The organism is Robinsoniella sp. RHS, from assembly GCF_001029355.1.
Lineage (GTDB): Bacteria > Bacillota > Clostridia > Lachnospirales > Lachnospiraceae > Robinsoniella > Robinsoniella peoriensis.
The window spans coordinates 110,263-136,054 of record NZ_JNGB01000013.1; the positions used below are offsets into that span (position 1 = coordinate 110,263).

Consider the following 25,792-nt stretch of genomic DNA (forward strand, 5'->3'; position numbering starts at 1 on the left):
ACTGCTTTTCTTAAAATCTATGCTGAACTAGCTGGAAACATACTAACCTTCCCAGAGCGCTTTTTGGCGGCACGCAGTCCAAAAATCTGTATACTTCACTGGTTAATTATGGTATTATTTTATTAATAAAAGATCCCGTTTACAAAAATCAGAAAGGTTTTATAAATATGCTATCTTCGATGAAAAAGAACGTCACAAAAAGTAAAGATGATTTTGGCATTCCCTATTACGCATTATACAGTATTTTATTTTTAATGATCGGCGGCATATGTTTTTTCTGCCTGTTTTCTCAGAATAAATCTCTGGTCTCTAATGGAGATGCCCTTAATCAGCATTTTTCTGCCCTTGGCTACTATGGAAAGTATTTACGGGGAATCCTAAGAACATTTTTTGAAACGGGAAATCTGTCTATCCCCCTATGGGATTCTAAGCTGGGATTTGGTGCAGACGTAATCACTACTCTAAATTATTATGTAATCGGAGATCCCCTTACGCTGCTTTCAGCGCTTGTTCCAGCTTCTAAAACAGAGTATTTATATGGATTTTTAATTATTCTGCGGCTCTATCTCTCAGGTTTGGGATTTTTATTATACTGCCGTGTTATGAAAAAAGATAGGCTCTCATCTATTTGCGGAGCATTTGTCTACACTTTTTCTGCATATGCACTGTATGCTTCCACAACACACCCTTTTTTCGCTAATTCTATGATATACCTGCCTTTCCTGTTAATAGGAATCGAAAAAATATTTCAAAATAAAACACCTTATCTCTTTATAATCATGGTCTTTATTTCAGCACTCAGCAATTTTTACTTTTTCTACGTCTTAAGTATTTTAATTTTCATATATGCAGTGGTTCGCTTTTTTGATTATTACAAAGAACGCAGGGGACACCATTTTTTATTATGTCTGGGACGCTTTAGTGGTTATTACTTTTCAGGTGTTCTGCTCTCCGGCATCTTATTACTGCCCGGTATCCTGGCCGCATTATCTACCAGGCGCTTCAACATGGACAATGCCGTACCGTTGTTCTATCAATATAGTTACTACAAAAAGCTTCTGTTTGGTATTTTTACAGGTCAGGGTGCCGGGAACTGGACTTTCATTGGCTGCTCCATTATAACCTTTCCTGCGCTTGTCATTTTATTAATGCAGAGAAAAAAATACCGGAACCTGAAAGTCTGCTTCCTGATCCTGACAGGATTTCTGTTAATACCTTACATTGGACATATTTTTAATGTTTTCTCCTATTCCATAAACCGTTGGAGTTATGCATATTGTTTTATGATGGCATTTATCCTGGTGTGTATGATACCTGAGTTTTTACATATAACAAAGAAAAAATTTATACTGTTAGCATGCATCACTGTCTGTTATCTCATACTCTGCAATACCATTGGAAGAAACCCCGGGGACAGTTTTCTTAAATTTGGAACTTTACTGGTACTAACAGTTCTGGCTCTGCCACTGATATCTTTTCTATATAAGAATCAGTCTATTAGACCTCGTCTGCGCGAGCCAATAACATATTTATCAATTCTCATATTGATTACCGCAGGAATTGCATGTTATGGATTTGACCAATTTTATTCGGAACACCCGGACGAAAGCAGATTCCACAACAGAGATGCAGCCTATTCTGTCATTGTGAATGAACCGCTCAGCACGCTAAATCAGTTAAATGATCCTGATTTCTTCCGCTATGAACTTATGGGACAGGCTTCGAATATCTCCCGTACTAACTCCGCCCTGCTAAACGGCTTAAATGGTATGGATTTTTATTATAGTATAGCAGATGAAAATGTGAGCAAATTTCTGTTTGAAGTATCAGGGTCCTTTCGCAGTACTAACTGCTATCGCGGATTGGACAATCGCATTATTCTGGATTCCCTTGCAAATGTGAAATATCAGGTTACCGACAACACAACAAAAGAAAATCCATTTTACGGCTATGCATTGCTTCAAACACCTCAAGCCGGGACCTCGGCCTGCCAAATATACCAGAATCAGAATATGCTGCCCTTTGGATATACTTATGACAGTTATCTTCCCAGAGCGGATTATGAATCGCTTAGCCCTACACAAAAACAGGCTGCGATGCTTCAGGCTGCTGTTCTGGATTCAGATACCGGTAATCTCAAAAAAGCGGAAGTTCAATATACCGATTTGAAAGTGCCATACAAAATAAAATCCTCTAAAAATGTAACTTATGAAAACGGGAGCTTTTATGTAAAAAAACCTTCTGCATCGGTAACATTTGTTTTTAATGGAATTCCGGACTCTGAAAATTACCTTATCTTCCAGAATCTCCAATATAAAGGAGAAACTCAGAGCAAAAGTAAAAGTACAGAAACATCTGCCGAGATCACTGCTGCAGCAAACAATATTACGAAAAGCCTGACCGTGTTGACTCCGGAATACCGCTGGTATGAAGGCCGAAACAACTATCTCTTAAACTTTGCTTACAGCAGCAGTCCCTTGAAAGAGATCACGATTACATTTCAGCGTAAAGGTTCCTATACCTTTGATGATATCATTGTCAACTGCCAGCCAATGGATCATTATATTTCGCAGATAAACCTTTTGAAACAGGATTATCTTAAAAATACGGTATTTTCGCCTAACCGGATCAAGGGATCTATTCATTTGGATTCCTCCAGGCTCTTATGTATGACCATCCCTTATTCCAAGGGCTGGAGCGCCTATGTGAATGGCAATAAAACAGAACTTTACAGAGTAAATACTATTTATTCCGGAATTTTACTGGATGCAGGTGAGCATAAAGTGGAACTGAAGTATTTTACTCCCGGCTTGGGGGCAGGCATCTTTTGTTCTCTGCTGGGCATCATTTCCTTTATAGTTATTATACGATACCGGAAATTTCAGAACAGGAGATCCTAGTGCCAGGCGGCACTAGGTCCAGTCATTTTTCCGGTATTTTTCCGGTGAGATTCCATTCTGTTTGCGAAATGCCTTACAGTAGTAGCTTGCGTCATGGAAACCACAGGCGTATGCTATTTCTGTAATAGATTGGGTTTCCTGTTTTAACAATTTCTTGCTTTGATTGATCCGGAATTCCAGAAGATAGCCAAAGGGTGTCATATTCAGGATTCGATGGAAAAGCCTGTTACAGCTGCTCTTGCTGATATTCGCGGCATTTGCCATATCTTCCAGGGTAATTGATTCCGTATAATGTTTTTTAATATACAGCATGATTTTCATAATGCTGTAATGGGAGGAATCTACCGGTGAAGATGATGCAGTACAAAGCCCCGGAATGTTTTGTATCATATCAATAAATATCTGCTGTAATGAATGCTGTACTAAAAATTCTCTTTCAAAACCATTGGAAGCTGCCGCCTGATTCAGTTTGTGTATATGTGACAGACAGATCATTTCCCATGAAGTGGATTGATTGAAAATATGATATGGAACACAGCCATTTTGCATAAGCGGAATAATATATTTGGCTGCTATTAAACTTTGCATGGTTTCTGAAATAAATTCCGGTGCAAAAGTATAGCTGTAATAAACCGGATTTTCATTCTGGGCAGGTTTTACCTGATGCAGAACCTTGGAGTTAATAAAAACTGCTTCTCCGGGGCCCATCTCAAAAGTATCAGAACTTACCGAAAAATGAAAATGACCGGATTCAACATAGGTTAATTCAAAATCATTATGCCAATGCCAGGGGACGATACCCATATCCAGATTAAGGGTAAGACCGGTGGATATCAGAATGGGATATATAGAGGTTCCATGTTCTTCTAACTGCTTCAATGTGTGATCCGTTTTTATAATAGGTGTTTCCATTTACATATTCCTTTCGCACTATGCCTGATCTGGCTTTACTAGTGAGCCTATTCGGGAGCTTTCTGACAATATATTTATAAAAAATGACATTATCACTATATAAACAAATAAATATTAGTAATATAATACCATAAGGTCCGTAAAAGGAACAGCATAAAATAATATGAAAAAATAATACAAAACAGTGTAAGGAGGATATACGAATGGATAATATTGAAAGAAGAGATCGGGAAATGCCGTATATTTCAGATGATGCGGTATTTGAGGAACAAAAAATAGCCAGAAAACTTTTACAGGAATTTAATTTTATGGATCGGTCAGATTTTGACGGTCTTGGTAAATTAGTAAAACAGATACTTGGAAAATCCGGAGAGGGCACTTTTATTAATCCACCTTTTTATTGTGATTACGGAAGCCATATTGAAGTAGGTGACAATTTTTTTGCTAATTATAATTGCAGCATTATCGATGTGGCTAAAGTGACGATAGGTAATAATGTAATGTTAGCGCCAAATGTTGCAATTTACACAGCTGGACATCCGATTCACCCTGATTCCAGAAATTCCGCGTATGAATACGGAATAAAGGTAACCATTGGCAGTAATGTCTGGATTGGCGGAAATGTTGTAATCAATCCCGGAGTGACCATTGGGGATAATGTAGTAATCGGAGCAGGAAGTGTAGTTACCAGAGATATTCCCGCTAATGTAGTAGCTGTTGGAAATCCCTGCAGAGTAATGAAACAGATTACGGAAAATGACCGCAAATATTATTATAAAGATAGAGAATTCGATGAGGAAGCATGGGCAAATATCTCCGGAAAGTGATTAAGGTAAGATGAAAAATTTAAAAAGTATGATCCCTGCAAAAGGGGGATTTTATGGTAATCTCTTAGCCCTTGTGTTTCCGATTGCATTCCAGAATCTAATGACCGCTGCCGTGAGTGCGGCGGACGTTGTTATGGTAGGGGTTGTAAGCCAGACTGCGCTGTCAGCAGTCTCCCTGGCGAGCCAGGTTCAATTTGTCCTCAGCCTGTTTTATGCAGGTCTTACCATAGGGACAACAATTCTTGCCGCCCAGTATTGGGGTAAAGGTGATAAGTCCGTGGTGGAACAAGTTCTTGGGATTTCTATTAAATTATCACTTGTCATCTCAGTCCTGTTTGCCGTTGGAGCGATTTTTTTCACCGGACAGCTGATGATGATTTTTACATCTGATCCCGAACTGATAGCTACGGGGATTCCTTACTTAAGAATCGTGGGAATTTCTTATCTGTTTACCAGTGTTTCCCAGATATATCTCTGCATTATGAAAAATACCGGCAAGGCATTGTTAAGTACTATTATCAGTTCCACTGCTATGATTTTAAATATTTTATTAAATGCAGTATTTGTATTTGGCCTTTTCGGCGCTCCTAAATTAGGTGTAGCGGGCGTGGCTATTGCAACAACTATTTCCCGGGCAGTGGAACTAATCTGGTGTATCGCAGAATCCCTCAAAGAAAATAATATTCACATTCGAATCAAATATATTATAAAAAATAATTGGGAACTGTTTAAAGATTTTATGCACTATTCTACACCTGTATTAGGAAATGAGCTGGTATGGGGTTGTGGGTTCACCATGTATTCCGTTATTATGGGCCATCTTGGAAGTGATGCTGTAGCGGCAAATTCCATTGCCAATATCGTTAAAAACCTAGCAATCTCTCTTTGCATCGGTGTCAGCAGCGGAGGTGCAATTCTACTTGGAATCGAGTTAGGAAAAAGAGATTTAAAACTGGCTAAACTATATGCTGCCAGGCTTTGTAAACTTTCCCTGATTACCGGTGTGATCGGCGGAGGCATTATACTTGCCGCCAGACCCTTTATCCTGGATTTTGCATCTTTATCTGATCTGGCAAGAGGATACTTAAGTACGATGCTGTATATCTGTTCCTATTACGTTATTGGGAAGTCAATCAATTCTACTATTATCGCGGGGATCTTCTGTGCCGGAGGGGATACTAAATTTGGCTTTATCTGCGATACCATTGATATGTGGCTGTTTGCGGTCCCTTTGGGACTTTTATGTGCATTCATTTTCAACCTGCCGGTTGGCTGGGTATACTTTATCATCAGTATGGATGAACTTGTAAAGCTTCCATTCGTATACCGGCATTATAAGAAATACCTCTGGCTTAAGAATATTACACGGGAGTTTGACAACATTAATCCTGATGGAGACTTAGTAGCAATTAAAAAAAAGGCGGTATAGCGCATCATGCTATACCGTCTGTTTTTTTATCTTCTGTTATATATCTTCTGTATTTGAACTACTTTTGAACTATTTTTGAACTATTTTTGAACTACTTTTAAACTACTTCTACTTTTACTTTTGTGCTCTTTCCATTGCTGGTTTTAATTGTGATTACGGCTTTTCCTTTTTTCTTAGCCACTATTTTTCCTTTCTTATTTACTGAAACAAATCTACTGGCAGAAGTTGTATAGGTAATTTTATCCGTTGCCGTAATTGGTGACCTGGAGATCTTCAATTGGTAACTCTTCCCTTTTTTCAATGTAACTTTCTTCTTATCTGCAGTAATCTTATTCGTTTTTACAGCGCTTTTTACAACTTTTATTCTGCAGACCGCTTTTGCACCTTTTACGGTTGTAACTATAATACTGGTATTTCCAGCTTTTTTTGCAGTAATTTTGCCTGATTTCGTTACCGTCGCAATTTTTTTATTTTTACTTGTCCAGCTTTTGATTTTATCTCCTGACAGGAGTCCCGATGCTTTCAACGCTTTTGTGCTCTTCTTTAATTGCAGTTTTATAGAAGATGCGTTTAATTTAACTCTTGGTTTTACTACTTTTATAGAACAGGAACCGGATACGTTACTTCCATCTGCCGCTGTGGCGATGATCCTTACCGTTCCATCTTTTTTAGCTGTGACTTTTCCCTGGTTATCAACAGTTGCGACTTTTGTATCCGATGAAGTCCAATTAAGGTTCTTATTCGTGGCATTTTCCGGAAGTAACACCGCTCTTACCGTAGTTTTCTCTTTAATAAAGATCCGGTTAGCTGATGCAGTAACGGAAATGCGACTAACCTTTACATCGGACGGCGGCACTGCTTTTAATGTTACAGTGGCTGTCCCAAATTTATCAGGATCTACCGCTGATGCAGCCCGAACCGTTAACAGTGCTGCTGTTTCATCTATTCCTACTGTCAGTACACCATCCTTGGAAATTGTGGTAGCCGCACTGTAATTTCCGGTAACGGACCATGTTACTGTCTGCTGAGGTTCATTTTTACCAATTACAGATGCCGTAAATTTCTGTGCGCTTCCTCTTTCCAGTACTGTTGACCCCGGAGATACTTTTACACTTTCTACAACCGGTTCTCTGTCTGCTGCTATCAGGTCTTTCATTGCCTGATTCAGAGCCTGGGCAACAGTGTCCACGGTTTCCTGATCTGCAGTTTCATCACTAAGTATCCTTTGTGCTTCTTCTAATGCATCCTGGAAATTTTTCCAGCTTGATTCCGTATAATCAGCCTGCTTACCCTCATAAGTTTTAGCATCTTCGATTGCTTTTTCCAGAGCAGCTCTATCAATTACCGGTTTGTTATCCCGGTTATAGATCCCCATTTCAGCCAGCTGCAGGAAATAATAATCTCTGTCCGCCGCTGCCGGATCGCCTAATTTTGTTACATGCAGTCTGACATACCTTGCATTTACGGATTCAAAAGTGAATACGGAAGGCTTACCAACTGCCGCTTCATAATCCGTATTGGTTACAATTGTATCGTATTGCGTTTCATTTTCTTTGCGTACTTCAAATGAAAAATCTTTCGGGAAATTCGGTGCCCCTCCGTTGATACTGAGGGTATCTGACCTTGGATAGAGCTGGATACGATTGAAGTCCGTATCTTCCCCTAAATCAATTTCTACCCAATAATCCACGTCCGGTGACTGACCTTGCATCGTAGTATAGCCCAAGCTTTGGGATTCACTGGTTAAAATACCATCTACGAGATTTGCATGTGACCATGCATCGATATCCCAACCTGTTTCATTACTGGTGACCGGCTGCTGTTCCGCCAGGTTTTCACTGCCAATCCATGCAAATTCTGCTGTTAATGTCATATTGCCCTGAGGTGTAACTGTAATCTGTGAGCTCTTAGCAGATGCATCTCCACTCCAACCCACACAGGCGTAATCTACATCATTAACCGGTACCGCTTTGATTGTAACAGCTTTTCCCTTTTCCACTTTAATTCCGGAAGGCATTACCTGCATCTCACTGCCATCCACACTTATGAGACAAGGAATTGTTGTATCTGCATTTTTCAGTGTGATATTACAGTATTCAGCCACACCTGTACTAAAGTGGTACGAGCCGGAAACTGCTTCAAACACAGCTTTATTATCTTTTGTTTCTATGTAGGATAAGCCATCTTTTTCTGCCGTCACTTCTGTATATGATTTTCCATTTACCGTAACTGTTTCACCATCCTCTACCGGAATAGAAATGGTTGCAGTTGTATTTGCAGGTACTACCGCATCATAATTAAATTTGGCATCCTGATAGCTCCAGTTGCTGACAATGCTGCCGTATGCCGAATCATATGTGCAATCCACTTTCTGAATAGACTGATCCGGTGATGGCTGAAGAATAATATGCTTGAATCCCGGATTCTGGGTGTCATACATAATTCCTGCCATGTAGCCATACATCCATTCTGCAACTGCCCCATAAGCATAGTGGTTAAATGAGTTCATGCTGACCGGACCGAATCCATCTTCAATTGTATAAGAATTCCATCGTTCCCATACAGTAGTAGCTCCCTGATCAACTGAATACAGCCAGGATGGATTACCATGCTGAAGCAGCAGCTGATAAGCCACATCGGTTGCTCCGATATCTGATAATGTCTGCATGATAATTGCGGTCCCTAAAAATCCAGTCTGCAGTTTATTGCCATTGCGTTTGATATTATCTAATAGCGCCTGTTTTACTACCGCTTTAGAATTTTCATCCGGCAGTAAATCCATTTTTAATGCCATCAGACATGCCGTTTGTTCTGTACGCTTCAGACTGCCGTCTTCCTGTACAAACATTTCCTGGAAAAATGCTTTTTCTTCTTCATAAAGTGCCTGATACCGCTCTGCATCCTCTGTTTTTCCCAATACCGCAGCCATTTCTGACATCATTGCGGCATCCCAGGCATAATAGGCGATACCAAACAGATTTTGTACTTCATCGTCATTACTTTCATATGCTAACCAGTCACCGTGATTATGGCCTCCGCCCATCTTATTCGTGGATGCCATAAAAATATCCATGAAGTCCTGCATGTTACTATAATTTTCTTCAATGACTGTGGCATCCCCGTACATTTTATAAAGGTTATAGGGTATGATAATACCGGCATCTCCCCATCCAAGCTGTCCGATCTCGCCATATCCGTTGTAAGGTGCAGTATCCGGATAAGCCCCATTGTATTCGCCCTCAGTTACCTGGGAATCATTCATATCATCCATATATTTTCTGAGAAATCCCTTGGAATCTCCGTTATATGCAGCAGCAGTTGAGAATACCTGAGTATCTGCCGTCCACCCTTTCCGCTCATCACGCTGCGGGCAGTCGGTAGGCACTGAGAGATAATTGCTATACTGTCCCCACAAAATATTGCTGATCAACTGATTTACATCGTCATCAGAAGTGGAGATCATTCCAGTATCATCTGCCACGGAACTCACCACAATACCTTTCATTCCATGAATCGTCACATCCTGCGTTGTTGTAACTTCCACATACCGGAAACCATAAAAACTGGAGGTGGAATGATAGCTTTCAATTCCCTCACCATTCATGATATAGCGTCCCGCCGCCTTTGCCGACCGGAGATTGGCTGTATAGATGCTGCCTTGTGCGCCATCATTTCCACGGGATTTCAGTCCGTTATTATCATTGAGCATTTCGCTGTGACGCATGGTCAGGATCGTACCCTTTCTGCCTTCAGCCTGTATCTCATCCCAGCCTGCAAAATTCTGTCCCATATCAAATACTGCTGTCTCTCCTGCTTTCAGAACAAAAGCGGATACAGGAGCATAAGTTCCTGTTATATTGATCCTTCCGAACTGATTTTCATTTGCATCCACAGCACCATCATATACTACCGCAGATTGTGCAGTAAGTTCAAGATCATTACGAACGCGTACAGACGGCCCATCCTGCGGGCAGATGATACCATTAAATTCTTTATTCAGATCCGCATATGTCCACTTTGAATCATCATAACCGGTCTGCCGGAATGACAAGTCTGCATTCGCATCATAGGTTTCACCATTATAAATATCACCATACAGGATAGGTCCCTGAAGCGCAGTCTTCCAACTTCTGTCTGTTCCGATCACTCTGGTCGAACCATCTCCATAAGTCAGCAGCAGCTGAGCACGGAATGCCTCTTCTTTGCCATAAAAACCTGCAACCTGTCCGGACCACCACCCTGAGGTTACATGTGCTGATATCACACTGGTTTCTTCTCCATTTACCATTTGTGTAACATCATAAGTATGGTAAATTGTTCGTTTGGAGTGATGGTTATAACCTGGTTTTAGTTCGTCATAAATCACAGATCCATCATCTTGCCTGGTTCCAACACGTTCGCCATTGATGAATACGTCATAAACACCTAATCCGGCAGTGTATAGCTTCGCAGATACCAGATTATCACCAGGTGTTACTTCCTTACGAAAAGTGGAAATCCCCTGAGGCGGCAGAAGAATACCCACGCCCTTTGTTACAAATCTGCCATCCTCTACCGCACCGGTAAGAAATGGGTTTTCATTTTCAAAATCATAATCATATACAATATGTCCGCTGATATTATCTGTATAATCTACTAATCTAAAATTATCTACTGTTCCGTTTTCCTCAAGATCTGCACGAAATCCCAGATGTGCAATTTGAGGAGCAATTCCTATTGAGTTCTGATCGCTCAGTTCACCAATAGAAAAAGTATCTATTAACTGTTCATTTATGTAAGTTTTTATTTCTTCTTCCGTTACATCAATCTTAATATGTGCGGAATTGGTCTTAAATTCCTCTGCTGAACCTAAATATGAAGTGACATCTTTATTATGACTGCTGTATGTAGCAAAGCTGCCATCCTTCCATGTATGGGGTTTGAATAAAACCTTTCCCGGCTGATCTTTTGTATTTAACTGAAACATGTAGAAGTTAGATGTATCTGTCGCATTAAATAATAAACTTACCGCATCCGTATGGCAGGTAATATCCGCCTCTACGGAATAATGCACTTTTTCTACTGTTTCTTCCTCTGTTTTCTCAAGCGCAATTGTTTCTACTCCTGTATATTTTGTATTCAGCCTGCCATTTTCAACGGCACCGTCATCAAAAGGATTATAACCATCCTCAAAATCATATTTTTTCAATACAATTCCGTCCGGATCTACAGAATAATCAGTCAGTGTAATATTGTCCATCCACCCTGCTTCATCTTCCATTGAATGAGAGCGGAAGCCCAAACGCCCTATGGTTCCGTTTAATCCAATTCCTCCCAGGTCAGATGCCGGAATCTCCTCAATTAAATGATCATTCAGATAAGTGGATATGGATTCATTAGTGGCAACAACTTTTACGTGCTGAACATCCGTATCTTTTCCGTTTATATACTGTGACACATTCATTTGCCGAATCGTATGGAAATTCCCCGCCTTCCTATAATGTGGTTTAAATTCCATATACCCGTTTTTATTATTAAACTGCCATAACAGAAAATTATTATTGTCTGTAGCTTCCAACAGAAGGCTGACGCTGGTAGTTACAATCTGAATATCGGCTTCCACAACATAATTCGTCTCTCCTGCTGTGGATGTTGGCGGTTCCGTAGAATTTCCTACCTGTATCCACTGGGACTGGTTCCATCCTTCATTTCCCAACAATCCCATTTCAAAGCTGGCTGCATCTGACTGTATTTCATTTCCGTCTTTATCCCATACTACCACCTTCCAATAGTAGGTTGTTGATGCTTCTAAAGGATTGCCTGCATATTTGATTCCCACTGATATGTCACTCAATATCTTTTGAGAGTCCCAGTATACATCAGCAAATTCCACATCCTTTGCCACTATAATCTGATATGCTGTCTGGCACTGTCCCATTGCAGTTGAGTTCATTTTCCAGCTAAAAACCGGATTAGCTGTATCAATACCAACCGGATTCACCAGGTCATCTGTTTTTAAATCATATATCGTAGTATCCTGGGTATCGTCAGCAAAGCTGCTGGTATCTTCTTCACCCACCATGCTGATTTCTGCTGCAAATACAGGTGCTTCGAGAGATACAACACTCATTACAACAGCTAACAGCAGCGCTAAACTTTGTTTTCTTTTCTTCCAAAACCGATTACAAATACTTTCTCTCCATTTCATACGTATCTTTTCCCTATCCCTTCTTCTTTTGCTTCATTCCAGAGCGTGTTTGATCATTGCTTTCCGACATCTGTGTGTCACACATTGTGAGGAATTTGTTCCGAAAATACAAGGCGCAGCGAGCTGCCTGACTAACTTCGGGGCAAAATTCACAATTTTTTCTTTTTTAATGCAGAAAAAAATATCACTATTATCAATTTTTTCTCATTTAGAATAGCAATAACCCGTCTTTTTTACTAGAGTAATATCTTTTGATTAGAGGTAAAATCTTTCTTTTTCTAAAAACCTCTTCTAGATGCGGATATAAAAATTGGCAAACAACAGGATACCCCGTGTTTGCCAATGTCATTCTAATTATGTATTTTAGTCTTTGCTTTTAAATTTCCAGGTGCTATGTATTTTACCACTCATAAATCAACGGCCGTGGCTCTATCCACCACTGCTCAAAATCACTTACATACTGGCTGAGAAGTTTGCTGTGTTCCTTTTCATGAGGATAATCAGTCCAATTCAGATATGCATTTACAACCTTATCACAATTTTCGCTGGACAGGTCAGACTCAAACTCTCTGCAAAGTTCCACAAACCCCTCCGGCTTATTTTCCTGTGCCTGCACCGTCTCCTCCAAACGTCTGTTACACGGGAATAACACCTGATTTTCCTGTAAGATCATTCGATAGCAGCTGTATATAATATCCCCTGCTGTCTTAAGACGCATGTACCCCTCTGGCTTACAGATGCTCCAGAAATAATCGTAATTCAGTTTCAGGCAGCTGTAAAAAGACTGCATCTTTTCAGCCTGTTCCTGCTTCTGGAATACAGGAATTTTTGCTACGATTTCTTCAATTTCCGGATCTATACTGTATACCACTTTAGAGGACATGAATGAATTTCTGGTGGGTTCATTCGCTTTTTTAGCTGCCTGTTTCAGATATTCTTTGGTCATATATTTGATATCAAAGTAGCCGCCTTCATAAGTACATCTGCCGTTAATCGTCTCACTCAGCCTGTTCTCCGCCTTTTTTTCTTCATATCCCCGGGGCGTAAGAATGACCATGGCATCCAGATCCGAATCCGGGCGTTCTGTTCCCTTAGCTACAGAACCTCCAAAAACAATTGCAATCACTTCTTCATTTTTGTTAAAATAGTCCACTAAATTTTTTAGTGATACCTGGTGATGCTTATACATAATTACTCCCTTTCCGGTTGAAAAACCTGCCTGTATTTATCCGCTTTTCTTATTTATATTTTCTTCTTAATTATCTACACATTATACTAATATACTATGAAATGTGCAATAGTAAAAGCGGTTTGGCATAGATTTTAAACCGGGTTTTCTGCCTTTTCATGATCCCCTTTTTCCTGCATTGTCTTATATCCCTCAAATTGATTCAGAGATAATTCAAACTGCTGTCTCTGATTGGTGCTGATTACATTTAAAATCAAACCGCTGAAGTATGACTGTAAAGAAGCCACAACAAGAAAGCCGCAGATAATCAGGGTTGGAAAGCGCTCTACCAAGCCTGTTTTGAAGTATTCTCCCAATACCGGTACAAAAAAAGCAACAGATAAAAGAAACAAAATAACGGCAATAATGCGATAAAAGGAAAAGGGACGGTAATGTTTGTATAGTCTCGCCACCATTTTTAAAACTTTTATTCCATCAGAAAAAGTATTCAGTTTGGAGATACTTCCCTGGGGGCGGTCTTTATAAGAAATGATCACATTTTCCAGGTGCATATTTTTATCCAGTGCATGGATCGTCATCTCTGTCTCAATCTCAAATCCTTTTGATAATACTGGAAATGTCTTGGCAAATCGATAACTAAATGCCCGATAGCCCGTTAGGATATCACGTATATTGTTTGCAAAAAGGAGATTAATCAGCTTGCGCACCACTTTGTTTCCAAGGTTGTGGAACAGTCTTTTATTTTCTTCAAAATATGTAGAAGACAGACGGTCGCCGATTACCATATCAATTCCTTTATCTAACACAAGATCTGCCATTTTCCGGGCATCTTCTGCCGGATAAGTGTCATCCCCATCTACCATCAGATAACACTGTGCATCTATCTCCCGGAACATGGTCCGGATCACTTCTCCTTTCCCCTGCTTCTTTTCATAGCGGACAACCGCTCCTTCCATTCTTGCTATCTCATCCGTTCCGTCGTTGGAATTGTTATCATAGACATAGATAACCGCTTTTGGCAAAGCACGCTTAAAATCCCTGATCACTTTCCCAATGGTAGTACTTTCGTTATAGCATGGTATTAAAACTGCTATTTCATCCATTATCTCACCTCTTTCAATTGCAAAGATACAAACCGCTTAACAACACACTGATCCCTGCTAATACGCCTGTGCCTGCATGGATTGCTGCCTTAAACTGCCTGTCTCTTATCTCGGTTTCCGCCTGCATTATTACCAACACTGCCGGTATGCATAAAAAGATTCCAAAGTCACACATATACCGCATTAATATACCTGCCATCTGCACATCTGCACCCATAATTACAATTGCTGCTGCCAGTGAAACCAAAGCAAAGGCAAACAGCCCTTTTTGCCGGAGTCCCTTTTTCATCTTTATAATGAACACGTTGAGCCATAGGAAAGGATGCAGCATTAAAATCCCCCCATACATTCCTTCGAAAATAGTGATCCCCTGATAGGCAGCCGCAACGTCTACTTTCTGCATAAACGGAAATTGTGTCTGAAAGTTTACCGGCTGCAGCAAAAACATATAGATTCCCAAAGGAAAGCGGTCCAGATGAAATCCTCTGTTTGTCATATCATTAGTTGTAAGATTATAATTTGCCCCGAAATCAAAAGGGGATCCAAATCTTGCATAATTATAATACATTAGCCCTGCTCCAATCAGAAGAAAGGGTAAAAGGCAAATACCAGCCTGTTTCGCCCAGACTCTTTTATCCAGCCTCCATGACTTTTTTAAATGCGGAGCCAAAAGGCAAAAACAGGGGAAACAGGCCGCCAGCATCTGTGGACGGCACCCTGCAGTAAGTGCCAGGCAGATACATCCTGTAAGGACACGTTTTATATTGATTTTCTCCTGCCCCGATCCGGATATTAAAAAATACATTCCCCATACCACAAAGCACATTCCCATAATGATCGGGAGGGCATAAAATGTGGGATATTCTGCTACAATCAGGCTTCCGCTTCCGCAAAATACTAATATTTCCAGAAGCAGCAGCATTCCAAAAGAAGTCTTTTTAAAATATCTTTTTACCAATTCCAACAGCAACATTACAATTCCCAAAACAAACAGTGCTTCGCAAAAGACTGTTCCCGCAACTGTCGGAAACCCCTGTCCGGTAATCAAGTAATATGGAAGATAAAAAAACAGTACCGGGGCAATTCCAAAATAAACATAATATTTTCCTTCAAAGTAGGCGGTATCCCATTCGGACGGAACTTTCAGGTTTTTCCGACGCTTTGTATCATAGGGATTATCCATAGCCAACAATTCTTTCGATGGTTCAATATCCAGATAAAAATGTCCTTTCGCCAATGATTGCGCCAGCTTCTCATATTGGTAGTGATGAACCCATGGCGGATCCACATATTTTGCAGTCCCAAATGCGCCAGACAATACCACGCCTAACTCAATACCAATCACCGCCACACAGATGCAGTATTGCTTTTTATTCCTCATATCACATTTAGCCTTCAATAAATTCCGCATGTAATACAGTCCGGATAACAGCATCCATAATATAAAAATCCCTGCTATATTAGAAATATGTAAATTTAAAGGCTTATGAACATTCAGACCAATCTGTTTGATCCAAACTGCTTCTCCTTTTAAATCTTCCAGTTCTATTTTCAGCTTTTTTGCTTTACCACTCAGGTTTAGTTTCACATATTTACCAGCAGCGCTGTTGACACTTATAACAAAGGGTGGAAGTTCATAGTACAGCTCATTTCCTTCATCCGCCGCTGAAATCCGAATTTGGAATTGCCTGATACTCTCCTTTTCCGGCTGCAAATCCAGATATAAATTGTGAACTGCTTCATTGATATCTGTAATTTCAATTACTGCCTCCTCTTTGCTAAAATGCACTTTGCCCGGCTCTTCCGTCTCCTTCTCCACACTATAGTCAACCGAATATCCCTCTATGGGTGAAAAGGTGAAAGACTCCCAGGTCCGATAATTGACCAGAAAGCATTCTGCCAGGACTGCAATCAATAAACCAATGATTACACTCTTTATCATCTTTCTCTTTGACTCACATTTCATTTTCATTTATTGCCAGCTCCATTCTGTTGTCTGTCTACTTTTTCTCGTTGTAGACCTTACTGTTATCTTAAAATAAGAATCTTTCAACACCCTTACAAAATCAGAGAACATTCTTACAGTTTTGTCATAATTTGTTTAAAACCCTGGATTGAACCTATATTTTTGCCATAAAATAAAAAATACTAACCGGCGATATGGAAAGACATGGACGCTGAATTGAAATCCATTTTTCTTTTGTATCGTCAATTAGTAATTCATAAAGTTTGGTTTTAGCTAAGAAAAGGAAGGGCCCTTTCTCAGCAAAAACCAATGTTTAATATAATTTCAATCGTTACTTTCCGGTATCCGGTACACTTCCACATCTGTACCCAAAACCAGTTTTTCCGCCATAGCATGTACTCCTGAAATCTCCGTATTTGTATGGCTGCCAACAAACAGATTCATTCCCGCAAAACGTGCATATTGCTGGGAATACAATGCATATTCACCGGTGACGTAGGTATCACATCCTTTTTCTACCGCAATTTTCATTTCCGTTGTAAGGTTCCCACCGCCTGCAGCTACGCATATTTTTTTAATCTTTTTGTTATGATTCTTATATTGCCGAACGGGTTCCTCTAAGATTCCAGTCAGCTTAACAGAAAATTCTTCAAATTGCATCCCGGTATCCAGTTCCCCTATACACCCACCATTATAAATTTCCGCATAAGGCAAATCCTTTTTTAAATTTCTGATTCCCAGCGCCTTAGCCAGCGAGGCGCTTGTTCCAAAATCCGCATCATCCAGCGGTGCGTGAAAAAATGCATGGATTATATGATATTCTTTCAGCAATGCATTACACTCTTCTTTCATTCCGAAAACGAATTCCCAGGAATCATGATGTGTCAGCATGAAATTGACCTCCATCTTTTTTGCTCGAAGAATAATTTCCGGCGTCAGATTCGTGGCATATCCGATACGGCGCACATCCAGCTCCATTTCATTATAAATCCCCCACTCTTCCGGTTTAGCAGCCAGTTTATCCGAATCAAACAGACCTATTAATTTAGATTTTAATATACAGTATTTCATTCATATCTCCTTTTCTGTTTATTTAATATCTCTCACTTTTCACCACATGGCTTTACATATACAGAGTGTATCTAATTGTGTATTAGATAATAATCTCACAGCTTTAAAGCTTGACAATAGAATAACCCCAAAGTATGATTAATGATAAGGTCAGTTGACCCACTTAAGGAGATTTTTATATGAGCAAAGATTTACTTTTATATATGCCTCCGGGGATAAAGGAAAAATTAGTGAGAAAACATTATTCTGCCGGAAGCCCAATCCTGCTTGCCGGTCATGATAATTCCTTTGTGTTTTTCTTACTCAAGGGGGAAGCCGAAGCATTTATTCAAAATGCGGAAGGTACAATGACTACCGTATATGTATACAAATCCAACAGTATATTTGGAGAAATTGAACCTTTCTATGATGAATTGAAGCCGGTAAGTATTACAGCAAATACTTCCTGCACGGTTGACGTACTTCATAAAAAAGATTTTATAGAATGGCTGCAGAATGATTTTGACGCAGTATCGGCATTAATTTCCATAATTGCAGAAAAGCTTGTAGGAAACAGTCTGTTAATTGAAGAATTATCATTAATGAATGTGCGTGAACGGGTTTTAAGATGTATTGCTGTACATTATGAACAGAATCGTCTGCATTTGCTTACAAAGAAACAGATTTCATTAGAAGCGAATGCTCCCATCAGAAGTATAAACCGTGCGATCGCACAATGTATAAAAGAAGAATTGTTCTGTTATGAAAACAAAAAAATACACATATTAAATAAGGAAGCTGTCTTGAACTTTCTTCCCCATATTTAAAATCAATGCACATAACACATAGCGGGGCAGCAAAAATCTGCCCAGGGAGGTTTTATTGTGATTACATATATCATTTCAATCTTATTATTGGTTTTGAATATCTTTAATCCCAGAGTTTTATGGTATTTCAAATTTTGGCGGGCTTTCGGTAAAAGTACCGAGCCTTCAAAAACATATATCCTTTATAACGGCATTTTATCTGTCGTTGCCATGATAATACTTTCCATTGCCTATTTTACAACATTTCTGGCGACACCCTGAATCTGGGAAAGATAGGAAACCCATAAGAAATAACTCAAAAATTGTTGGAAAATTGAGAAAGCGAGGAAACTCTTTCCCCGCTTTTTCAAAATCTTTCTCTTAATCTCTCTCGCTCTTATTTCCCGCTTTGTAATCGTCTCTTGCCCAGTTTGAAGCATTGACAGGACCAGCCTTAGCATTTCCGCTTTTCGCAGCACCCTGAATCTCAGGAACCTTTGCCTGTTCATTCTTAGGATGATGCATCCGTTCATGATTCTCTGTTCCGTGATTTTTAGGGTCATAAGGACTTGGCCTTCTCATACCTGCTTTTGCCATGATCATACCTCCTCTTGTTTGAAATTCATTCCCTCCATCTGTACGCCCCTTCGCGTGAAATTTGTCCCAAAAATAGTCAGCGTAGCCCGCTGCACCTGGCATTTTCATAACAAAATCCCACATTGTGTGACGCACAGCTGTCAGAAATCAAATTTTAAACATACTCTAGTTTTTGTATCTCAGGCAAAATTAATCAGGTAATATTTTGTAAATGCAAAGACTTAAGAACGTTACCGCCAGATAACGTCTGCTTTTCGCCTTGGGGCAGTTCTTCTGTATTTTACGTTTGGATATCCCAACAGCATGCAGCAAGACACCTTTTTTTCTCCAATGCCCAGCCATTCCTGCAATGCCGGACTCGTTCCCAGAACCCGCATCATATATCCGCTGTACAATGCTCCGGCTCCTTCTGCCACAGCCATGTTCTCAATATTTGCCGCTGCCAGTCCTCCATCCAGAGGATTTTGGGAAGCAATCACCAGAAATGCCGGTGCATTGAATAAAAATGTATCATCCTTTGGATTTCGCTGCCATTTTTTATAAAAACTTCGAAATGCTCTTTCATAATCCGGCGCTGATTCCTTTAAGATTTCCAAAACTCCCGGTATTTCATTCCAAAGCAATTCCCTGAATTCTTCCATCTGCTCCTGCACCAGCACGAAAGTACACGCCTGCATATTCTTAGCAGTAGCGGTATATCGTCCTGCATCTAATATACGGTCCAGTTTATCTCTTTCTATTTTCTGCTCCTTAAAATCGCGGATACTCCTTCGAAATTTCAATGCATGAAGATAGTGATCAGGACAGACCTTAAAATCTGCCTCCACATATTCCTCAACCTCATCCATCTCATATTCCGGAATACTTACAGCATTCACAGGGCAGATAGCCACACAATGTCCGCATTGTATGCATGGGCGGCAGGATTGCGCCTTATCCTCTGCCAATTTGATTGCCTTACCCGGGCAGTCCTTTATACATGCCCCACATCCTGTACATAATTCTTTATCAAATACTACCATAATTCCTCCTGACTGAGCTTGTTCTTCATAATCCGGATTGGAAACTGCCAACACCGGATTCAAAGATAAATGCTCTCAATTTCTAGTAATTCACCTCCTAAGTATAACATTAAAATCTGGAAGAAAACAGTATAAAGATACAGGAAGTTCATGCTTCTGATCTACAAGCCTTCCCAGCCCTGCAATATACCGGCAACGCATCTAACGGTGCTTCTGCCAGGATCGTCTGCCCGCCTTCATATTTCTCTTTCGTCCGAATGTCCGTCCATTTTGTTCCTTTTGGAAGGTAGACTTCCCGCTGTCTCTGTTTTTCATATAAAACCGGAGCAATTAAAAGCTCATCTCCAAACAGGTACTCATTTTCTATTTCCCAGCAAAGCCCGTCTTCCGGGAAATCATAAAATAATGGACGCATAGGCGGCGTTCCTTTTTCATGTGCCTTTTTCATCATTCTGGTGATGTATGGCTTCATTTGTTCCCGAAGTGCTAAATATTTCCGGCAGATTTCGTATGCTTCTTCGCCAAATGACCACACTTCATTATCCGCACCCGATACGCAGGCGGCACCGCCTTCTGATCCCATAGGCGCTTTAAGCGGTTCCCGATATCCATGAAGGCGCATTACCGGGCAAAAGGTTCCATATTCAAACCACCGGATCAGCAGCTCCCGAAATTCCGGGTCTGCGGGATTACCTCCATGAAATCCTCCAATGTCCGTAGTCCACCAGGGAATTCCCGCCAATCCCATATTTAACCCGGCTGCCAGCTGATTACGAAGGCTGGAAAAGCTGGAATGGATATCGCCGGACCAGACAAGTGCACCGTATTTTTGTGACCCTGCCCATGCACAGCGCAGAAGATTTATAACATTCTCCTGTCCCTCCGCTTTCATTCCATCATAAAAAGCTTTTGCGTACATTGCAGGATAAATATTTCCAATCTGTACATTGGGTCCCAGATGGTACCTGTAATTGTCAAAATCATATACAGAATACTCCGGCTCGGCTTCATCCAGCCAGAATACTTTTACACCTTTATCATAATAATTTTTCTTCGCCTTATTCCAGATATAATTTCTTGCATCCGGGTTGGTAGCGTCAAAATGAATGGTATTACCATGAAAATCCATGACCATACGAAATCCTCTGTCTGTTCTGATTAAATAGCCCTTTTCCTTCATCTCCAGGAAATTTTCGCTACGATAATCAACCGTGGGCCAGACAGACACCATCAATTCTATACCCATTTCTTTTAGTTCTGCTATCATTCCATCCGGGTCAGGCCAATATTTCGGATCAAATTTCCATTCTCCCTGCAAAGGCCAGTGAAAATAGTCAATTACAATTACCGAAATGGGCAGTCCTCTTTTCTTATATTCCCTGGCTGTCTCAAGCAGTTCTTCCTGAGTCTGATATCTGAGTTTGCACTGCCAGAATCCCATGGCAAACTCCGGCATCATTGGAACCGTTCCGGTAACGGAGGCATAGGCTTCTTCTATTTCAGCCGGCGTATCACCTGCTGTAATCCAATAGTCCAGTACCTTTGTTGAAACTGCCTCCCAACTGGTAATATTCTTTCCAAAGACAACCCTTCCCACCGCCGGATTGTTCCAGAGAAATCCATACCCCAGAGAAGATAATGCAAAAGGCACACTTGCCTGTGAATTTCTCTGCGCCAATTCCAAGTCCGTACCCTTTAAATTTAAATACGGCTGCTGGTACTGCCCCATTCCATAAATTTTTTCATCAGGATCAGATACAAATCTCATAGTCAAATGATAATCACCACCGGGTATCGGACAAAATTCTCTAGCCTCAACCTCCAGGGCACTGCAATAGTCTGCAAAAACGTCCAGGCGGTTCCTCAGATATTCCTCTAATAAAATCTCTCCTTTCTGGTTGTAAAAGATCATTTTCCCATACTTGGAAATAACTGCCTTTATTTTTCCGTTTGAAACAGATGCCTGGTCATCTTCAATCATTACTCTGAAGCAGGACTTCTCTTCTACTTTCTGAAGCGCCCAGTCCTCCCCGGGCATATCTGCCTGTTTTGTTGCTCTGATCCTTAAACTGTTTTCTCCCCAGGGCTCTACCCATAATTTTTCCGAATCATAATGGAACACCAAACGATTTCCATCTAATTGAAATACCGACATAGTCATTCCTCCTGTTTATTATTTTGTACGCTGTTTTTTTCATTATTTATCCCTTAACCGCTCCGCTTACCAGTCCACTGACTATATGTTTCTGCAAAGACATAAATAAAATTACAATAGGCAGAATTAATAAAACCCCATAAGCCATAATCATGTTCCACCTGGTTCCGTACAGCGTCAGAAACTGATATATTCCCGCTGTCATAGGCCGCATCGCCTCTTTTGTATTAAAGGTCATAGAATATGCAAGGTCATTCCAAGCCATAATAAATCCAAAAGAAAAAGCAGTCACAATTCCGGGCTTGGATATGGGAATAATAATTCTGATAAATGCACTGAACCGGTTGCATCCGTCAATTCTGGCTGCTTCTTCTAATTCTATGGGGCAATTCAAAAATATGGGCCGCAGCATTAGAATTACAAAAGGTACCGAGACAGTGGCCGTAGATAAAATCGGTGCCAGATAATTATTTAAAAGTCCCAGTCTGGAATAAATGAGATACAAGGGTGTCAACACTAAGGAAGCCGGAAGCATCTGGGTTACCAGAAATACCAGCATAAAAAACTTGGACCCTTTCACCTTATATCTTGCCAGTCCATATGCCGCCGGTACGGAGAGAGTCAGGCATATCAGCATAGAACCCACTGCCACAATAACGGAATTCAGAAAAGGTCTGAATACCGAGTTTGCACCGGTAAACTGCTGGATATATGCCGATAACGTAGGCAGATGGGGAATCAGTGTAGGCGGCTTTTTGAAAATCTCCTGATCCATTTTTAAGGAGCTGACAACGACCCAGTAGATCGGAAATAAAAATATAATCACTACAAGAACTGCCAGTCCATTATTAATCCGGTTTCTTTGTTTTTCATTTAAATGTATTTTTTTCATATTACATCACCTCGTCATCCGAAATAAATTTTAGATAAATCAGGCCTACTATGAACAGACATAGGAACAGTACATTAGCCGCCGCTGAACCATTTCCAAAATTGAAATTCTTAAAGGACAATTGATAGGAATAAGTGGATAGCACTTCTGTTGCATCCACCGGCCCGCCGGATGTCATTACATATATCAAATCAAATACTTTAAAAGTAAGCACAAATCCCAGAATCAAAACAGACAAAATAGTAGGCTTTAACAAAGGAAGCGTAATGTGAAAAAAACGTTGAATTTTATTTGCCCCGTCAATGCCGGCACTCTCATATACATCTTCAGAAATATTCCCAAGACCATTAGAAAGAAGAAGCATATTAAATGGTATTCCTACCCAGGAATTGGCAATGATAACTCCCAGCATGGCTGTTTTCCGCTCAATCAGCCATCCGATTGGCTCCTTAATAAAATGCAGGCTGAGCAGAATCTCATTGACAATGCCGTTTCCTTCTGCAAACATAAACTTAAAAGTAAGTGCCGTGACCGTAACCGGCAGCATCCAGCTGATCACGATCAGACCCCTGGTATACCGGGAAAAGGTAAATTTTTTCGAAAAAAACAGAGCAAGTGCAAAACCGATTACAAACTGAAAAACCAGACATCCTCCTGTATATACAAATGTATTTTTTAAGGAAGTCCAAAATAATTGATCCCCGAAAATTTCCCGGTAATTTTTTAAACCTGCAAATGCTTTGTTATTCTGGGAAATGGTCAAAGCAGTGGCATCCTGAAAACTGATTATGATGTTGTAGATAATCGGATAACCGATTAAAGCCAGCATAAAGACAACTGCCGGAAGGATAAAAGAATATCCCATCATCATATCCCTTCTGTATTCTCCTGTAACCTTTCTTTTTTTCATACAACCACCCATAAAAATCCTTTCTGCTAATGAATTTCATCTGTCCACTTTCTGTTTCATTAATAAATCCTGCAATTTTGACATAAAAAGTCCTGCCACCGTCTTCCCTGGCGGCAGGACTCCTGTATTTTCATTTAAAACAACAGTTATTTAATCGTAGCATTAATTTCATCTACTGTTTTCTGAGCTTCTTCCAGTGCATCCGGCACTGATTTTTCTCCGGTAAGAGCCTGTTGGATTCCTAACTGAATCGCGGTGGAAAGCTCTGTCCATTTTGGATGTGGTCCTCTTGCCTTTGCCACTTTCAGCTGTTCCCCGAACACTGCCATAACCTCGTCATCCGGGAAAGTCTCTTCTCCGGAAACATCGGACCTAGGAGAGAATTTTTTGATTTCACCACACAGTTTTTTGGATACGTCTTTACTTTCAAACCATGTTATAAAGTCCCAGCAGGCATCAATATTGGCATCTTTGGAAACAGCCAGATTCTCTCCGCCCAAAACAGATGCGAATTCATTATCTTTTGGTATCATCGCTACACCCCAGTTTTTGTCAGGTGCATCATTTTCAATCAGGTTATTGGACCAGGGTCCGTTAATCATCATGGATGCCTGTCCTGCTGCAAACTGTTTTTCTATATCCGTCTGCCCCCAGTTAATTATCTCTTTGCTCATATATCCTTTGTCTATGAGGCCGGCAATAAATTCCAATGCGCTTTGCGCTTCCGGTGTATTTAAATGTTCCGGATCCCCACCAGCCGATAAGAGGAACGGAATAAACTGGAATGTTGCTTCTTCCGTTTTAATGGCACTCATCGCCAGTCCATAACGGCCATCCTTTGTGAGCGCCTCCGCTGCTTTCTCCAATTCATCCCATGTTGTAGGAACTTCTATATTAGCCTCAGCCAGCTCGTCTTTATCGTAATACAGCGCGAGACAGTTGCTGTTAAACGGAATCCCATATATTTTATCCTGATATGTACAGGAATCCATAGGTCCCTCCAGAAACTGGTTTTCTTCCCATGATTGGAACTTTTCTGTCAGGTCTGCAAAAATTCCCATGGATGCGAAAGAGGAATGGTCGGTACAGTCAATGATTCCGATATCCGGAAGTTCACCGGATACAGCCCCGATGGTATACTGTTTTAAAAGCTCTTCCCTGGGTACATATTCCGCTTTTACATAGACTTTATTCTGGGACTCATTGTACTCACTTATGGTATTCTCCAGAGCTTCTTTTTCCAGTTCCGTTATGTAATGCCAGAGTACCACCTCTTCTCTGCCCTCTGCTGCTGCCGTACTCTCTCCCTGGGTCGATGCAGATGTGTTTTCCTCATTTGAACCTGCTTCGCTTACGGCTTCTGTACCTGCATCAGATTTTGTTCCTGCATCTGTTTCCGCCGCTTCGTCTGTTTTCGTCCCGGTTTCTGTGGTTCCACCGGAATCTGATGCAGCGCTGCAGCCAAAAAGTGTCGTTGCTCCTAATGCCATTGCCAGTATAATTGCTAATCTCTTTTTCATTTATCCTACCTCCTGCTTTTTATAACTCTATTATAAGAAACCCTGAGGAAAATTAAAATTCCAATATTATAAGAAAAGTGTAAATGATTATAAATAACAGTCATATCCTAAACTTTGTGGATGACGTATAAATAAGAAGATTTGAGGGAAATTTAGTATAGAAAAAAAGGCAATTGCGCATAAGCACCAATCACCTTTTCTCTTGCCTTTATTGTATCATACATAATCAGCAACAACAAGACTGTTTTTCAAGTTTTAGTTGTGCTAGACTTGATGGACAACGGCTATGGGACTAAGTTCCGGCCAATTCTGGATGAGAGGTGTTTT

At 40.4% G+C, this 25,792-nt stretch carries 16 protein-coding genes and 1 pseudogene; 4 read left to right on the forward strand and 13 right to left on the reverse strand.

Features of this window, described 5'->3' with window-relative positions:
* Nucleotides 1-167: 167 nt before the first annotated feature.
* Complete coding sequence (locus RHS_RS06680) at nt 168-2,900, forward strand: YfhO family protein (RefSeq protein ID WP_395021588.1); 2,733 nt, start codon at nt 168-170, stop codon at nt 2,898-2,900.
* Between the two features lie 12 nt (nt 2,901-2,912).
* Here the strand turns inward: RHS_RS06680 and RHS_RS06685 are convergent, their stop codons facing one another.
* Complete coding sequence (locus tag RHS_RS06685) at nt 2,913-3,812, reverse strand: AraC family transcriptional regulator (RefSeq protein WP_047832696.1); 900 nt, start codon at nt 3,810-3,812, stop codon at nt 2,913-2,915.
* Between the two features lie 203 nt (nt 3,813-4,015).
* On the opposite strand from RHS_RS06685, the gene RHS_RS06690 reads away from it, so the two are divergent.
* On the forward strand, nt 4,016-4,639 hold the full coding sequence (locus RHS_RS06690) for a sugar O-acetyltransferase (RefSeq protein ID WP_047832697.1): 624 nt from the start codon (nt 4,016-4,018) through the stop codon (nt 4,637-4,639).
* Nucleotides 4,640-4,649: 10 nt separating this feature from the next.
* Nucleotides 4,650-6,068, forward strand: a complete 1,419-nt coding sequence (locus tag RHS_RS06695; protein ID WP_047832698.1) for an MATE family efflux transporter — start codon at nt 4,650-4,652, stop codon at nt 6,066-6,068.
* Between the two features lie 97 nt (nt 6,069-6,165).
* On the opposite strand, the gene RHS_RS30395 is transcribed toward RHS_RS06695, so the two are convergent.
* The 6 genes and pseudogenes from RHS_RS30395 to RHS_RS06720 all read right to left on the reverse strand — a co-directional run bounded on the left by RHS_RS30395 (nt 6,166) and on the right by RHS_RS06720 (nt 17,584).
* Nucleotides 6,166-12,255 carry a family 78 glycoside hydrolase catalytic domain gene (locus tag RHS_RS30395; protein WP_395021591.1) on the reverse strand — a complete coding sequence of 2,030 codons (6,090 nt, stop codon included), beginning with the start codon at nt 12,253-12,255 and terminating at the stop codon, nt 6,166-6,168.
* 13 nt (nt 12,256-12,268) lie between these two features.
* Nucleotides 12,269-12,397 (reverse strand): annotated as a pseudogene (locus RHS_RS30400) (DUF6783 domain-containing protein); the annotation flags it as partial.
* A 258-nt stretch (nt 12,398-12,655) separates the two neighbouring features.
* Nucleotides 12,656-13,444 (reverse strand): nucleotidyltransferase domain-containing protein, encoded by a 789-nt coding sequence (locus RHS_RS06705; RefSeq protein WP_044295206.1) that lies wholly within the window; start codon nt 13,442-13,444, stop codon nt 12,656-12,658.
* Between the two features lie 134 nt (nt 13,445-13,578).
* Nucleotides 13,579-14,547, reverse strand: a complete 969-nt coding sequence (locus RHS_RS06710) for a glycosyltransferase family 2 protein (protein ID WP_044295208.1) — start codon at nt 14,545-14,547, stop codon at nt 13,579-13,581.
* Between the two features lie 13 nt (nt 14,548-14,560).
* Nucleotides 14,561-16,519 carry a hypothetical protein gene (locus RHS_RS30405; protein ID WP_070041024.1) on the reverse strand — a complete coding sequence of 653 codons (1,959 nt, stop codon included), beginning with the start codon at nt 16,517-16,519 and terminating at the stop codon, nt 14,561-14,563.
* Nucleotides 16,520-16,837: 318 nt separating this feature from the next.
* The gene (locus RHS_RS06720) at nt 16,838-17,584 is read right to left on the reverse strand and encodes a Nif3-like dinuclear metal center hexameric protein (protein WP_047832699.1); all 747 of its coding nucleotides are present in this window, start codon (nt 17,582-17,584) and stop codon (nt 16,838-16,840) included.
* 179 nt (nt 17,585-17,763) lie between these two features.
* On the opposite strand from RHS_RS06720, the gene RHS_RS06725 reads away from it, so the two are divergent.
* Complete coding sequence (locus tag RHS_RS06725) at nt 17,764-18,390, forward strand: Crp/Fnr family transcriptional regulator (protein WP_047832700.1); 627 nt, start codon at nt 17,764-17,766, stop codon at nt 18,388-18,390.
* 360 nt (nt 18,391-18,750) lie between these two features.
* On the opposite strand, the gene RHS_RS06735 is transcribed toward RHS_RS06725, so the two are convergent.
* From RHS_RS06735 to RHS_RS06760, 6 genes are all read right to left on the reverse strand, one after another.
* Entirely contained in the window at nt 18,751-18,966 is a 216-nt protein-coding gene (locus RHS_RS06735) for a hypothetical protein (protein WP_047832772.1), read from the reverse strand.
* Between the two features lie 230 nt (nt 18,967-19,196).
* Nucleotides 19,197-20,042, reverse strand: a complete 846-nt coding sequence (locus RHS_RS06740; RefSeq protein WP_242881430.1) for a nitroreductase family protein — start codon at nt 20,040-20,042, stop codon at nt 19,197-19,199.
* Nucleotides 20,043-20,136: 94 nt separating this feature from the next.
* Nucleotides 20,137-22,143, reverse strand: coding sequence for a TIM-barrel domain-containing protein (locus tag RHS_RS06745; RefSeq protein ID WP_044295212.1), 2,007 nt, complete (start codon nt 22,141-22,143; stop codon nt 20,137-20,139).
* Between the two features lie 46 nt (nt 22,144-22,189).
* The gene (locus RHS_RS06750; RefSeq protein WP_047832701.1) at nt 22,190-23,035 is read right to left on the reverse strand and encodes a carbohydrate ABC transporter permease; all 846 of its coding nucleotides are present in this window, start codon (nt 23,033-23,035) and stop codon (nt 22,190-22,192) included.
* Nucleotide 23,036: 1 nt separating this feature from the next.
* Nucleotides 23,037-23,945 carry a carbohydrate ABC transporter permease gene (locus tag RHS_RS06755; RefSeq protein WP_044289149.1) on the reverse strand — a complete coding sequence of 303 codons (909 nt, stop codon included), beginning with the start codon at nt 23,943-23,945 and terminating at the stop codon, nt 23,037-23,039.
* A 146-nt stretch (nt 23,946-24,091) separates the two neighbouring features.
* Nucleotides 24,092-25,465, reverse strand: coding sequence for an ABC transporter substrate-binding protein (locus RHS_RS06760; protein WP_027292726.1), 1,374 nt, complete (start codon nt 25,463-25,465; stop codon nt 24,092-24,094).
* Between the last annotated feature and the right edge of the window lie 327 nt (nt 25,466-25,792).